Here is a 12619-nt window from a genome sequence, read left to right as displayed (position 1 = left end):
TTATGTCCATCCAGCAGTCCGACGTCGCCTACACCGCTGTCGCCACCGCACAGAACGGCCGTGACGGTCGCGTCGCCACCAACGACGGTCAGCTCGACGTCGTCGTGAACCCGCCGAAGGAGCTCGGTGGCAGCGGCGCCGGTACCAACCCGGAGCAGCTGTTCGCCGCCGGCTACAGCGCCTGCTTCCAGGGCGCCCTGGGCGTCGTCGCGAAGAACGTGAACGCCGACATCTCCGGCTCCACGGTCACCGCCGAGGTCGGCATCGGCAAGAACGACGAGGGCTTCGGCCTGATCGTCAAGATCTCCGCCGTGATCCCGAACGTGGACGCCGCCACCGCCAAGGACCTCATCGAGAAGGCCCACGAGGTCTGCCCGTACTCGAAGGCCACCCGCGGCAACATCACCGTCGAGCTCGCCGTCTGATCCGGCGCTCGCAGCGCGAAGGCCGCACCCCCACCGGGGTGCGGCCTTCGCCGTAAACTGGCCCCATGCGTGATCTTGCGGGGGGCTTCCGATATCTGCTGGCCGGACAGCGATGGGTGTTCGGCCACGGCCGGTGGCTGGGCTTCGGGCTGCTGCCCGGGCTCGTGGCGTTCGTCCTCTACGTCGGGGCCCTGATCGGGCTCGGCTACGGAGCTGACGACCTGACCGCCTGGGCCACCCCCTTCGCCGCCGACTGGTCCTCGCCCTGGCTCTCGCTCTTCCGCGGCTTCCTGACCGCCCTGCTGTTCGGCCTCGGGCTCTTCGTCGCGGTGATCACCTTCACCGCCGTGACCCTGCTGATCGGCCAGCCCTTCTACGAGTCCCTCTCGGAGCAGGTCGACCGCAGCGAGGGCGGCGAGGTGCCGCAGTCGGGGCTCCCGCTCTGGCTGGAGCTGTGGATCTCGGCCCGGGACAGCGTGAAGGTGCTCCTGCGGGTCCTGCTGTACGGGATCGTGCTCTTCGCCCTCGGCTTCGTCCCGGTGATCGGCCAGACCGTGATCCCGGTGCTCGGCTTCTGCGTCTCCGGGTACTTCCTGACCCAGGAGCTCACCGCCGTCGCCCTGCAGCGACGCAAGGTGGAGCTGCCCGACCGGCTGGAGCTGATGCGCTCGCGGCGGCTGCTCGTGCTGGGCTTCGGGGTCCCGCTGGTGCTGGCGTTCCTGGTGCCGCTGGTCGCGGTGTTCCTGATGCCGGGCGCGGTGGCCGGGGCCACCCTCATGGCCCGGGACCTCGTGCGCACCGAGGAGACTCCGGCCGCCGAGACCACCCCCGCGGGTTTCGGACCGCCGCCGCCCGCGTACTCGTAGCACCCCGGCCCGGGCCGGCTACCGCTTCAGCAACAGGATGGCCCCCGTGGTGTCCTCCCCGCCGTGCGCGGCCGGGTCCGCGGCCAGCCGGCGGCGCAGCAGGTCCACGTACGGGAGGACCAGCTCGGAGCTGACCCCCTGCTCCTCGGCGGTGCGGAGCATCGTGCCGCTGCCCGTGACCTGCATGGCCAGGTTGGAGACCACCCCCGAGGTGAAGTCCCGCGAGGTCAGCCGCTCGGCGGCGTTCCCGACGAAGAAGCCCATCGCGCCGAGCCACTCGGACAGCAGCGGAGCCAGGTCCTTCGGGGCGATGTCCTCGCCCTCCGTCAGGGCGTAGGCGTGCGAGATGCCGGCGAACATCCCCCACATCGCGCTGAGCAGCGCCACGTCGTGCAGGGCGGCGTGCCCCGGGTCCTCGCCGACGAAGCGGGAGCCGGCCGGGACCTCCAGCACCGCCCGGTGGGTCTCGAAGAGCGCGCGCGAGCCGCTGTGGAAGACGTATCCGCCCGCCTCGGGGACGCCGATCATCGTCGGCGTGGCCATGATCCCGCCGTCCAGGTACCGGGCGCCGCGCTCCTCGGCCCAGGCGGCGCGGGCGCGCGCCTCGCCCGGCGTGCCGGTGGTGAGGTTGACGAGGTCCTTGCCGGTCAGGTCGATCCCCTCCAGGGCGGACCCGACGCTTTCGTCGTCCAGCAGACAGACCACGACCAGCGTGTTCGCGGCGACCGCGGCGGCCGGGTTCGCGGCGACCGAGGCTCCTTCGGCGGCCAGGGCCTCGGCCTTGGCGGGGGTGCGGTTCCAGACGGTCAGGGCGTGCCCGGCGGCGAGCCAGGTGCGGGCCATGGCGGTGCCCATGTCGCCGAGGCCGATGAGGGTGAGGGAAAAGCGAGCTGTGGTGTCGGTCATGACGTTTAGCCTGGTCGCAGGCGGCAGAGCGCTCAAGTACGCACTTCGGAGTGGGTGGTTACCCCGAGGTGAGCGAGCAGGTGGGGAGGGTGTGCGATGGCGGTGGCACGAAGGCCTGGTGCGGATCAATGCGGGATCGCCGCGGCGATGTCCGTGATCGACGGGAAGTGGAAGGTGTCGCTCCTGTGGGTGCTGGATCAGCGGCCCCACCGGTTCGGGGAACTGCGCAGGCTCCTCCCCGGCATCTCGGAGAAGGTGCTCGCCGCCCAGCTGCGCGAGCTGGAGACCGACGGCATCGTGCACCGCGAGGTGTACGAGGAGGTCCCACCGCGCGTCGAGTACTCCCTGACCCCCCTGGGCCAGGACCTGAACGCGGCCCTGAAACCCCTGGGGGCGTGGGGCGGCAAGCACCTGCTGGCCGAGACCGTGTGAGCGCTCACACGCGCGGCTGGACCCACAGGGCCTCGGCGACGGCGCACAGTTCGCCGTCGGCCGTGGCCAAGGCCGTGCCCACGGTGTACTTGCGGTCCGCCGACGACAGCATCCAGGCGTAGGAGACGAGCCCCTCGCCCACCGGCACCGGCCGCAGCAGCCGCGCGCCGAGCACGGCGGTCACCGCCCCGGCCCGGCGGCCGTCCAGCAGGCGCCCGGCAGCGTTCCCCGGGCAGTCCAGCGCGCCCCACACCAGCTCGGGCGGCAGCAGCCCGTCCGGGCCGCCCAGTTCGGGCGCGGGCGTCCACGCGGCGGCGACCAGCTCGCGGCCCGGCACCGTACCGCAGTGCAGGCGCAGCCCGGTGGCGGGCGTCCGCTCCAGGCCGCAGCCGAAGCAGTCGGCCTGACCGTCCGGCGGGTCGGCCCGGAAGGCCTCGGCGGCCGCCACCGCCCGGTCCCAGGACGGGGCTTCGGGGCACGACGTGGCGGGAGCCTCGACCGGGGTGGCCGTGGCCAGCAGCAGTTCGCCGTCCGTCAGCTCGCAGCCGCCGTCGGCGGTCGCGGCGAGCCGTACCGGTGCCCCGGTCGGCACGGGCCGCCGGAAGTCCACCCGTACGTCCTTCGCGGCGGCGCGGGCGGCCAGTACGCCCGCCACGTAGCCGCCGAAGGCCACCCCCGGATATCCGTGGAGGCGTTCCGGAACCGTGATCGTCTCGAAGTCGCTCATGGCGCCCACCTCATCACACCGAGGCCGTCGCGACGGAGGCCGTCACCACCGAGGGCGTACGGTCGTCCGCCTCGGCCAGCAGGGCGCCGCCGGGGGCCCACACGGCCGAGCGGCCGCAGCCGGTCCACCGGCCGGCCGGGCCGACGTGGTTGGCGAGGACCACGTACAGGCCGTGCTCCCGCGCGATCCCCGGGTACACGGTGGCGCGCTCGTGGATCCCGTCGCCCGTCCCGTAGAGGGAGCTCGCCAGGTGCACCCGGCAGCCGTCGGCGGCGCCCCGGCCGGGCAGCTCGGGGAAGTGGTTGTCGAAGCAGATGCCCAGGGAGAAGCGGATCCCGCCGAGCTCGAAGCGCCCGTCGCCCCGGCCGCGCTCGAAGACCTCCTGCTCGTGCTCGTACAGGTGCTGCTTCGCGTACGTCGTGACGTGCGCGCCGTCCGCGTCGTGGACCAGCGTCGCGAGGGCGGGGCGCGGCCCGCCGGTGGGCAGGGCGACGTTCACCGCGGTGGCGATCCCGGCGGAGCGCAGCGGATCCAGCCGCGGGTCGTCGGCGGCCGTCCACAGGCCGGGGTCGGCGGCCAGCGCGTCGAGTGCGTAGCCGGTGAGCGTGAGCTCGGGGAACACCACCAGTTCGGCGCCCTGTGCGCGGGCCCGGGCGGCGAGGTCCGCGGCCTGCGCGACATTGGCCCGGACATCGGCGGGGGTGCAGGTCAGCTGTGCTGCGGCGATCTTCACCGGGTCAGGATGTCAGCCCGGCGGCGACCTCCACGAGCAGGGCCAGGAAGGCGAGGGCGGCGGGGGAGGGGGCGATCCCGTGCGGGGTGGCGGCGTAGACCCGGCGGCGCGGGGTGTCGTCCGGGTGCAGGGGGACGAGCGCGAGGTCGGCCCGCGCGGAGGAGGCGGCGAGCGCCGGGATGAGGGTGACGCCGAGGCCGGCGGCGACGAAGCCCTGCTTGGCGATCCAGTCGGCGGCGACGAAACCGGTGCGCGGGCGGAAGCCACCGGCCGGCGCGGAGTGCATCAGGGTCTTCTCGGGCCGGGTGTCGGCCGCGATCCACTCCTCGTCGGCCAGTTCGGCCAGCCGTACGTCGGCCTGCCCGGCGAGCCGGTGGCCGCTCGGCAGGGCCACGTACATCCGCTCGTCCAGAAGGTGGTGCGGGGTGCAGCCGGAGGGTGGCTGCGCGGAGGTGTCGGCGACGACGGCGAGGTCGAGGTCACCGGCGGCGAGCAGGGCCAGGTGCTTGGCGGAGGGGCCTTCGGTGCGGGTGACGCTCACGCCGGGGTGGCGGGCCCGGAAGGCGGCCAGTGCCCGGGGCAGCAGGGCGGCGTCGGCGGTGGAGAAGGCGCCGATCCGCAGCCGCCCGGCGTCGAGGGCGCGCAGCGCGTCGAGTTCGGCGCGGGCGGTGCGCAGCCGCTCGCCGACGGCCTCGGCGTGCGGGAGCAGGACGCGGCCGGCCTCGGTCAGGCGGACCCCGCGGGGGAGACGGTCGAAGAGCGGGGTGCCCCACTCGTTCTCCAGGGTCTGGATCTGCCGGGAGACCGCGGACTGGGTGTAGCCCAGGGACCGGGCGGCGGCGGTGAAGGAGGCCAGGTGGGCCACGCGCAGGAAGACCTCGTACAAGCTGTGCGAAGTGGGCATGGCGGCCATGCTAGACATTCGCTTGTCGCATGGATGGGCCCGGCCTAGCGTCGTGGGCATGGACACCGCACAGAAGATCGCGTTCCTCGGCCTCGGCCGCATGGGCGCCCCGATGGCCCGTCATCTGCTGTCCCGCGGGTACGAACTGACGGTGTGGAACCGCACGCCGGGCAAGGCGGGACCGCTGGTGGAAGCCGGCGCCGTGCTCGCGCCCTCGCCCGTCGAGGCGGTGCGCGACGCCGACCTGGTCGTCACGATGCTGGCCGACCCGCGGGCGCTGCGGGCCGTCGCCGAGAGCGTCCTGCCCGCGCTGCGTCCGGGCACGCACTGGATCGACACCTCGACGGTGGGCCCGGACCCGGTGCGGGAGCTGGCGGGGCGACTGCCGGCGGGGGTGACGCTGATCGACGCGCCGGTGATGGGGAGCGTCGACCGCGCGGGTGCGGGGGAGTTGTGGGTGCTGGCGGGCGGCGGCCCGCCGCCCGGCCCGGTCCGGGCCGTCCTCGACGCGCTCGGCGAGGTCACCGAGTGCGGGCCGCTCGGCTCCGGGGCCGCCCTGAAGCTGGTCCTGATCAACGCGGCGGTCGGCGGGGTGGCCCTGGTGGCCGAGGCGCTGAGGTTGGGCGGTGCCCTGGGCCTGCCGGAGGAGCTGGTCCGCGGACAGCTGGCCCGCGGGCCGCTGGCGGGCGCGGTGGCCCGTGCGTACGCCGACGCCTCGCACTTCCCGATCTCCCTGGCCGCCAAGGACGTGGCCCTGGCCACCGCCCACGCGGCGCTGCCGGTCCTGGAGTCGGTGCACACGGCGCTGACGTCCCGTCCGGACCTGGCCGACCGGGACCTCTCCGCCCTCCGCGCCCGACCCGCCCGGGCGGCGGGACGGGACTTCGCCCACCGCCCGGATCAACCCGCATAAACTGCCTGTGTGATCTTCATTGTGGTGAAATTCCCCGTCAAGCCCGAACATGTCGACGCGTGGCCCGACAAGGTCGCGCCCTTCACCCGGGCCACCCGCGCCGAGCCCGGCAACCTCTGGTTCGAGTGGTCGCGCAGCCTGGAGGAGCCGGACACCTACGTCCTGGTCGAGGCCTTCCAGGACGACGCCGCCGAGGCGCACGTCACCTCGGAGCACTTCCGCGCCGCGCTGGAGACGATGCGGCCGCTGGTGACCCGTACCCCCGAGATCGTCAGCACCACCATCGAGGGCGCGAACGGCTGGAGCCGGATGGGCGAGCTCCAGATCGACTAGGCGGCCTAGGTCGGGTCCGGCCCCCGCAGCAGGGTCAGGAAGGCCCGGAAGGCGGCGGGCATGTCCACGGACTCGGGGGCGAGCAGCCACTGGTACTGGAGTCCGTCCATGACCGCCGTCAGCAGCGGGGCCGCCTGCTCCGGGGTGAGCCCCGAGGGCAGGCGGTCGCCGAACTCGGCGCGCAGCACCGCCGCCATCTCCCCGCGGACCTGCGCGTAGCGCTCGGTGAAGAACTCCCGGGCCGGGTGCCCGTCGGTGACGCTCTCGCCCAGCAGCGCCGAGAAGGTCTGCACGATGCCCGGGCGCATGGCGTTGTACTCGACCAGCGAGGCCAGCAGGTCCAGGCGCCAGGTGTCGGCCGCGGCACGCGAGCCGCCGCCCGTGTCCCACCGGTCGCGCTCCTCCAACACCGCGACCAGCAGCGCCTCCTTCGTCGGGAAGTAGTGCAGCAGCCCCTGCTGGGTCAGGCCCACGCGTTCGGCGACGGTGGCCAAGGACGCGCCCCGGTAGCCGCGCTCGGCGATGACCTCGACGGCCGCGCGGACGATCTCCCCGCGGCGCTCCTCGCTCCTCGCCCTGACCATCGGCCGGCACCCCTTCCCGTTCCCGTACTGCGCCCTGCCCACAGGACCGTACGGCATCCGAATATCACGAACAGGTGACGAACCCTACCGTTCAACAGGCAACAGGTTCACGATGGGGGCACCGCACCGCGCCGTACTACGCCGCATCGCGCCGTACCGCGCAACCGCACCGCTCTCAACGAGGAGGCTCGGCCGTGACCGACGCCGATCAGGTCCGCGATCAGATACGCAACGACGCCGTCGAGGCGGCACTGGGCAAGCTGGACCTCGACACCAAGACCCGGCTCCTGGCCGGCCAGGACATGTGGGCCCTGCCCGCCGTCCCCGCGATCGGGCTGGAGTCCCTGGTGTTCTCCGACGGCCCCATCGGGGTCCGCGGCGTCCGCTGGACCGCCGACGACCCGTCCGTGGCCCTGCCGTCCCCGACCGCGCTCGCCGCCGCCTGGGACCCGGAGCTCGCCCGCCGCGCCGGTCGGCTCCTCGCCCAGGAGGCCCGCCGCAAGGGCGTGCACGTCCTCCTCGCGCCCACCGTCAACCTGCACCGCTCCCCGCTCGGCGGTCGGCACTTCGAGTGCTACTCCGAGGACCCGTACCTCACCGGCGTCGTCGGCGCGGGCTATGTGAACGGCGTCCAGGACGGCGGGGTCGGCACCACCGTCAAGCACTTCGTCGGCAACGACGCCGAGACCGACCGGTTCACCGTCGACAGCGTCATCGCCCCGCGGCCGCTGCGCGAGCTGTACCTGGCGCCGTTCGAGGCCATCGTCGCCCATGCCCACCCCTGGGGCATCATGACCGCGTACAACCAGGTCAACGGCACCACCATGACCGAGCACCAGTACCTGGTGAACGAGGTGCTGCGCGCCGAATGGGGCTTCGACGGCTGCAACGTCTCCGACTGGATGGCCGCCCGGTCCACCACCGGCGACATCCTGGGCGGCATGGACGTGGCCATGCCCGGCCCCACCACCGTCTACGGTCCCGCCCTCGCCGAGGCCGTCCGCAGCGGCGAGGTCCCCGAGTCCGCCGTCGACGAGGCCGTGCGCAACGTCCTGCGCCTCGCCGCCCGCGTCGGCGTCCTGGAGGGTGCCCCCGCCGTCGTGGCGGACCCGCCGGCCCCGATCGACGGCCAGGCGCTGGCCCGCGAGCTCGCCGCCCGCGGCTTCGTCCTGGTCCGCAACGAGGGGGCGCTGCCGCTCGACGCGGCCGCCGGCGGCACGGTCGCGCTGTCGGGCGCGGCGGCCCGCGACGCCCGCATCCTCGGCGGCGGCAGCGCCACCGTCTTCCCCGAACGGCTGATCGCCCCGCTGGACGGCCTCACCGCCGCCCTCCCCGAAGGCGCCCTCACCTACAGCGTCGGCGCCGACCCCTCCGACGAGCTCACCGCCGCCGGCCAGGGCTTCGAGCTCCACGCCGTCTGCCGCGACGCCTCCGGGGCCGTCCTCGGCGAGGGCGGCCTGCCCTCCGGCCAGGTCCAGTGGATCGGCGACGACCTGCCCGTCGGGGTCACGTACGAGACCATGGCGAGCATCGAGGTGCGCGGTACGTTCGTGCCGCGCGAGAGCGGCGAGCACGCCTTCGGCACCCGCGGACTCGGCGCCTTCGCCCTGGCCGTCGGCGGCGAGACCCTGTGGAGCGGCGTCCAGGAGATGGGCAACGAGGCCGACCCCTTCGAGGCCTTCTTCGGCGCCCCCAACGAGCGGGCCCGCCTCACCCTCACCGAGGGCGAGCCCGTCGAGGTGTCCCTGACGTTCCAGGTCCCCGACATGTCCGCGCTGCCGCTCAGGGCGATCATGTTCTCGCTGCTCCACCTCGGCCCGCGGCGCGACGCCGACGAACTGATCGCCGAGGCCGTGGCCGCCGCGCGCGAGGCCGACACCGCCGTCGTGGTCGTCGCCACCACCGAGCGCGTGGAGTCCGAGGGCTTCGACCGCCAGGACCTCGCCCTCCCGGGCCGCCAGGACGACCTGGTGCGCGCCGTCGCCGCCGTCAACCCGAACACCGTGGTCGTCGTGAACGCGGGCTCCCCGGTGGAACTCCCGTGGCGGGGCGACGTCGCCGCCGTCCTGCTGGCCTGGTTCCCCGGGCAGGAGGGCGGGGCCGCGCTGGCCGACGTACTGCTCGGCGACGCGGAGCCGGGCGGGCGGCTGCCCACCACCTGGCCCGCGCGGTTCGCGGACGCGCCCGTCACCGAGGTCGTCCCCACCGACGGGCTACTGGAGTACCGCGAGGGGCTCTTCATCGGCTACCGGGCGTACGAGAAGCACGGCGTGACCCCCGGCTACCCCTTCGGGCACGGACTCGGCTACACCGACTGGACGTACGACTCCCTGGAGGTCACCGCCGACACGGTGCGGGTCCGCCTCACCAACACCGGCGCGCGCCCCGGCCGCGAGGTCGTGCAGGTCTACCTGGCCCCCGAACGGGACGGCGTGGAGCGTCCGGCGAGCTGGCTGGCCGCCTTCGGGAGCGTCGTGGCGGGCCCCGGGGAGAGCGTCGAGACCGAGATCGCCCTGCCCGCCCGGGCCTTCGAGATCTGGGACGAGGAGGCCCGTGGTTGGCGGCGGATCGGCGGCACCTACGAGGTCCGCGCGAGCCACTCGCACGGTGACACGCGGCTGACCGCGACGCTCGACCTCGCGTGACACGCCCTATGGCCGGAAATCACCCCTGAGAACCGGTCCGGGGGCGGGCCCTGACTCCCGCCCCCGGACCCTGCGCGCGCCCCGGGCGTCAACGCGGCGGTTCGGCCGCCGTCACCTGGCGGTGCGCCAGTTCCGCGAGCCGTGCCTGCCCGTCCTTGCCCGGATGGAACCAGTCCCAGCGGCTCAACTGATCCGCCGCGAAGGGGTACTGGAACACCGCGCCGCCGTCGTAGCGGCACAGAGGATCCTTTCCGCAGACCTCGCGCAGCACCTCGTTGTACTCCACCACCCGCGCCCGCACCTGCTCGCGCCGGGCCGTCGCCCCCGAGGCCGCCGACAGCGGGTCGGCGAGCATGGACTGACAGATGCCCAGCTTCCAGATCTGCCGCACCATCGGCAGGTCCTTGCCCTGCTCCCACAGCCGTTGCAGATCCGGCACGCTGGAGACGTACACCTGGGAGGCGGGGGAGGCGGCCCGCAGGTCCGCGATCGCCTTCTCGAACCCGGACCGGAACTCCGCCACCGGGGTCATCGACGAAGCCGTGGGCCGGCAGGCGTCGTTCGAGCCCACCATGACCGTGACCAGGTCGGGCTTGTGCGCGGCCGCCCCGGCCAGCTGGGCCGGCAGGTCCGCCATGCGCGAGCCGGTCACCGCGTAGTTCCAGCTCCGGGCGGGCACCTCGGCGTCCCCGAGCAGCCGGGCCGCCAGGGAGCGGACCGCCGGGTCGTTCCCGGTGGCCCAGGAGACCTCCGGGCAGTCGGCCAGCACCGAACAGGCGTCGAACCCGCGCGTGATGGAGTCGCCGACAGCGGCGATCGAGGTGGGCTTCGTGTTCCACCGCGGCGCGCTCTGCGCCCCGCGCTCGCCGCCCTGCTCGCCCGACCCGCCCGAGCTGCACCCGGTGGCCGCCCCGGCCAGCAGGACGACCGCCGCGCCGGCGCCCGCGAGCGTCCGGCGCGCGCGGCGGCGCGGAACGGTGGTGCGCATGGGAAGGGCCCCTCTTTGTCGTCCCCTCATCGTTCGGGGGGTCCTGCTGAGTGAAAGCTCTGTGTTTACGGGTCTTGGAGCGACCGTACGTCACACCATGACCCCTGGCGCACGGTAGCTTTTTCCCGTGGCGTTTCGGCCGCAGGTCCCGTAGCGCAATGTCAAATAATTTCCGTTACATTACATCACGTCACATACTGTCCGTTTTCTGGAGTTTATTCCCGACCTCGTCCCACACTGGAGGTCCCGGTGACGACACGTGGAGTTCTGTACGTGCATTCCGCACCGCGCGCGCTCTGCCCGCACGTGGAATGGGCTGTTGCGGGCGTGCTCGGGGTGCGGGTGAACCTCGACTGGATCAGACAGCCCGCCTCCCCGGGCACCTGGAGAGCCGAGTTCTCCTGGCAGGCCGAAGCGGGCACCGCCTCGAAACTCGCCTCCGCGCTGCGCGGCTGGCACCTGCTGCGCTTCGAGGTGACCGCGGAACCCTGCCCGACCGCCGAGGGCGAGCGCTACAGCTCCACCCCGGAGCTCGGCATCTTCCACGCCGTCACCGGCATGCACGGCGACATCCTGATCCCGGAGGACCGGCTGCGCGCCGCCCTCGCCCGGTCCGCGCACGGCGAGACCGACCTGGAGGCGGAGATCGCCAAGCTGCTCGGCAAGCCGTGGGACGACGAACTGGAGCCCTTCCGCTACGCGGGCGAGGGCGCCCCGGTCCGCTGGCTCCACCAGGTGGTCTGACCACCGGTCACGCGAAAGGCCCACCCGGATCCACCGGGTGGGCCTTTCGCGTACCTCGGACGTACTAGACCGTGCGGAATGCCAGGGTCACGTTGTGGCCGCCGAAGCCGAAGGAGTTGTTGATCGCGGAGATCGGGCCGTCGGCCGGCAGCTTGCGCGGCTCACCGACGACGATGTCCGCGTCGATGTCCTCGTCCAGCTCGTCGACGTTGATCGTCGGCGGGGCCAGCCGGTTGTACAGCGCCAGCACGGTCGCGACGGTCTCGATACCGCCCGCGCCACCGAGCAGGTGACCCGTCATCGACTTGGTCGCGGAGATCGCGATGTGGTCGAGGTCGTCGCCCAGCACCTTGCGCAGGGCCTTCAGCTCGGCCGTGTCACCCTGCGGGGTGGACGTGGCGTGCGCGTTCAGGTGGACCAGCTCGGCCGGGTCCAGACCCGTGTTGTCGAGCAGGTTCTGCACCGCGGCCGCGACACCGCGGCCGGTCGGCTCCGGCTGCGCGATGTGGTGGCTGTCCGCGGACAGACCCTGGCCCAGCACCTCGCAGTAGACCCGGGCACCGCGCGCGGCTGCGTGCTCGGCGGACTCCAGGACGACGACGCCCGCGCCCTCGCCCAGTACGAAGCCGTCACGGGCCTTGTCGTACGGACGGGAGGCCTGCTCGGGGTTCTCGTTGTTCTTGGACATCGCCATCATGTTGGCGAACGCGGCGATCGGCAGCGGGTGGATCGCCGCCTCGGTGCCGCCCGCGACGACCACGTCGGCGCGGCCGGAACGGATCATCTCGACGGCGTAGCCGATGGCCTCGGCGCCGGACGCGCAGGCGCTGACCGGAGTGTGCACGCCCGCCTGGGCGTTGACCTCCAGGCCGACGTTGGCCGACGGGCCGTTCGGCATGAGCATGGGGACGGTGTGCGGGGAGACCCGGCGCACACCCTTGTCCTTCAGGACGTCGTACTGGTCGAGCAGGGTGGTGACACCGCCGATGCCGGAGGCGATCACGGTGCCCAGACGCTCGGGCGCGATGAAGGCGCCCTCTTCCGTCTCCTCGCCGGCCGGGGTGGTGTAACCGGCGTCGGCCCATGCCTCACGGGCCGCGATGACGGCGAACTGCGCCGAGCGGTCCAGCTTGCGGGCCAGCGGCCGGGGCAGGACTTCACTCGGGTCGACGGCGGCCCGAGCGGCGATGCGTACCGGGAGTTCGGCGAAGCGCTCGCCCTCCAGGGGCTTGACGCCGGAACGGCCGGCAAGCAGACCTTCCCAGGTCGAAGCGCTGTCGCCACCCAGCGGAGTGGTTGCGCCGATACCGGTGACGACCACGGTGCGATTGGTCGGGCTCACAGGAATTCTTTCTCCACGTCTCAGGGGGTGCTGAATTGTCACGGCGCCACCGCCAGGTGGCGACAAACGCTCGTCAG

Annotated in this window: 14 protein-coding genes; 7 read left to right on the top strand and 7 right to left on the bottom strand. The window is 73.2% G+C overall.

The window, feature by feature from the left end; translation table 11 throughout:
• Positions 1 to 2 precede the first annotated feature (2 nt).
• Both OG624_RS14280 and OG624_RS14275 read left to right on the top strand, forming a co-directional pair.
• On the top strand, positions 3 to 425 hold the full coding sequence (locus tag OG624_RS14280; RefSeq protein WP_033225992.1) for an organic hydroperoxide resistance protein: 423 nt from the start codon (positions 3 to 5) through the stop codon (positions 423 to 425).
• Positions 426 to 490: 65 nt separating this feature from the next.
• Positions 491 to 1291 carry an EI24 domain-containing protein gene (locus OG624_RS14275; RefSeq protein ID WP_033225991.1) on the top strand — a complete coding sequence of 267 codons (801 nt, stop codon included), beginning with the start codon at positions 491 to 493 and terminating at the stop codon, positions 1289 to 1291.
• 18 nt (positions 1292 to 1309) lie between these two features.
• Here OG624_RS14275 and OG624_RS14270 read toward each other — a convergent pair whose 3' ends face one another.
• Positions 1310 to 2197 (bottom strand): NAD(P)-dependent oxidoreductase, encoded by an 888-nt coding sequence (locus tag OG624_RS14270; RefSeq protein WP_033225990.1) that lies wholly within the window; start codon positions 2195 to 2197, stop codon positions 1310 to 1312.
• Between the two features lie 96 nt (positions 2198 to 2293).
• Between OG624_RS14270 and OG624_RS14265 the strand changes: the two genes are divergently transcribed.
• Positions 2294 to 2629 (top strand): winged helix-turn-helix transcriptional regulator, encoded by a 336-nt coding sequence (locus OG624_RS14265; RefSeq protein WP_033225988.1) that lies wholly within the window; start codon positions 2294 to 2296, stop codon positions 2627 to 2629.
• A 4-nt stretch (positions 2630 to 2633) separates the two neighbouring features.
• On the opposite strand, the gene OG624_RS14260 is transcribed toward OG624_RS14265, so the two are convergent.
• From OG624_RS14260 to OG624_RS14250, 3 genes are read right to left on the bottom strand one after another with little or no spacing between them, the layout of a single operon-like run.
• Positions 2634 to 3356 carry a hotdog fold domain-containing protein gene (locus OG624_RS14260; RefSeq protein WP_033225987.1) on the bottom strand — a complete coding sequence of 241 codons (723 nt, stop codon included), beginning with the start codon at positions 3354 to 3356 and terminating at the stop codon, positions 2634 to 2636.
• Between the two features lie 13 nt (positions 3357 to 3369).
• On the bottom strand, positions 3370 to 4089 hold the full coding sequence (locus OG624_RS14255) for a carbon-nitrogen hydrolase family protein (RefSeq protein ID WP_371587718.1): 720 nt from the start codon (positions 4087 to 4089) through the stop codon (positions 3370 to 3372).
• Positions 4090 to 4093: 4 nt separating this feature from the next.
• The gene (locus OG624_RS14250) at positions 4094 to 4993 is read right to left on the bottom strand and encodes a LysR family transcriptional regulator (RefSeq protein ID WP_033225984.1); all 900 of its coding nucleotides are present in this window, start codon (positions 4991 to 4993) and stop codon (positions 4094 to 4096) included.
• Positions 4994 to 5051: 58 nt separating this feature from the next.
• Between OG624_RS14250 and OG624_RS14245 the strand changes: the two genes are divergently transcribed.
• Together OG624_RS14245 and OG624_RS14240 are read left to right on the top strand one after the other, a co-directional pair.
• A complete protein-coding gene (locus OG624_RS14245; RefSeq protein ID WP_266356620.1) occupies positions 5052 to 5906 on the top strand; it encodes an NAD(P)-dependent oxidoreductase in 855 nt (284 codons plus the stop codon).
• Positions 5907 to 5915: 9 nt separating this feature from the next.
• A complete protein-coding gene (locus tag OG624_RS14240; RefSeq protein ID WP_033225983.1) occupies positions 5916 to 6239 on the top strand; it encodes a putative quinol monooxygenase in 324 nt (107 codons plus the stop codon).
• 5 nt (positions 6240 to 6244) lie between these two features.
• Here OG624_RS14240 and OG624_RS14235 read toward each other — a convergent pair whose 3' ends face one another.
• Positions 6245 to 6823, bottom strand: a complete 579-nt coding sequence (locus tag OG624_RS14235) for a TetR/AcrR family transcriptional regulator (protein WP_033225982.1) — start codon at positions 6821 to 6823, stop codon at positions 6245 to 6247.
• Positions 6824 to 7017: 194 nt separating this feature from the next.
• Here OG624_RS14235 and OG624_RS14230 point away from each other — a divergent pair, with 194 nt between their 5' ends.
• Positions 7018 to 9468, top strand: a complete 2451-nt coding sequence (locus tag OG624_RS14230; protein WP_371639470.1) for a beta-glucosidase family protein — start codon at positions 7018 to 7020, stop codon at positions 9466 to 9468.
• Positions 9469 to 9556: 88 nt separating this feature from the next.
• Here the strand turns inward: OG624_RS14230 and OG624_RS14225 are convergent, their stop codons facing one another.
• Complete coding sequence (locus OG624_RS14225) at positions 9557 to 10456, bottom strand: SGNH/GDSL hydrolase family protein (RefSeq protein WP_033225980.1); 900 nt, start codon at positions 10454 to 10456, stop codon at positions 9557 to 9559.
• 249 nt (positions 10457 to 10705) lie between these two features.
• On the opposite strand from OG624_RS14225, the gene OG624_RS14220 reads away from it, so the two are divergent.
• Positions 10706 to 11200, top strand: a complete 495-nt coding sequence (locus tag OG624_RS14220) for a DUF3145 domain-containing protein (protein ID WP_033225979.1) — start codon at positions 10706 to 10708, stop codon at positions 11198 to 11200.
• Between the two features lie 64 nt (positions 11201 to 11264).
• Here the strand turns inward: OG624_RS14220 and OG624_RS14215 are convergent, their stop codons facing one another.
• Positions 11265 to 12542 carry a beta-ketoacyl-[acyl-carrier-protein] synthase family protein gene (locus OG624_RS14215; RefSeq protein WP_033225978.1) on the bottom strand — a complete coding sequence of 426 codons (1278 nt, stop codon included), beginning with the start codon at positions 12540 to 12542 and terminating at the stop codon, positions 11265 to 11267.
• Positions 12543 to 12619 lie beyond the last annotated feature (77 nt).

Origin of the sequence: Streptomyces virginiae, from assembly GCF_041432505.1 — a bacterium.
Taxonomy (GTDB): domain Bacteria; phylum Actinomycetota; class Actinomycetes; order Streptomycetales; family Streptomycetaceae; genus Streptomyces; species Streptomyces virginiae_A.
This window is presented reverse-complemented; position numbering and strand designations above follow the sequence as displayed.

Excerpts from the sequence above, each read along its gene's own strand:
- OG624_RS14280 (WP_033225992.1), top strand. The coding sequence starts at position 3 with ATGTCCATCCAGCAGTCCGACGTCGCCTACACCGCTGTCGCCACCGCA.
- OG624_RS14275 (WP_033225991.1), top strand. The coding sequence starts at position 491 with ATGCGTGATCTTGCGGGGGGCTTCCGATATCTGCTGGCCGGACAGCGA.
- OG624_RS14270 (WP_033225990.1), bottom strand. The coding sequence starts at position 2,197 with ATGACCGACACCACAGCTCGCTTTTCCCTCACCCTCATCGGCCTCGGC.
- OG624_RS14265 (WP_033225988.1), top strand. The coding sequence starts at position 2,294 with ATGGCGGTGGCACGAAGGCCTGGTGCGGATCAATGCGGGATCGCCGCG.
- OG624_RS14260 (WP_033225987.1), bottom strand. The coding sequence starts at position 3,356 with ATGAGCGACTTCGAGACGATCACGGTTCCGGAACGCCTCCACGGATAT.
- OG624_RS14250 (WP_033225984.1), bottom strand. The coding sequence starts at position 4,993 with ATGCCCACTTCGCACAGCTTGTACGAGGTCTTCCTGCGCGTGGCCCAC.
- OG624_RS14245 (WP_266356620.1), top strand. The coding sequence starts at position 5,052 with ATGGACACCGCACAGAAGATCGCGTTCCTCGGCCTCGGCCGCATGGGC.
- OG624_RS14235 (WP_033225982.1), bottom strand. The coding sequence starts at position 6,823 with ATGGTCAGGGCGAGGAGCGAGGAGCGCCGCGGGGAGATCGTCCGCGCG.
- OG624_RS14225 (WP_033225980.1), bottom strand. The coding sequence starts at position 10,456 with ATGCGCACCACCGTTCCGCGCCGCCGCGCGCGCCGGACGCTCGCGGGC.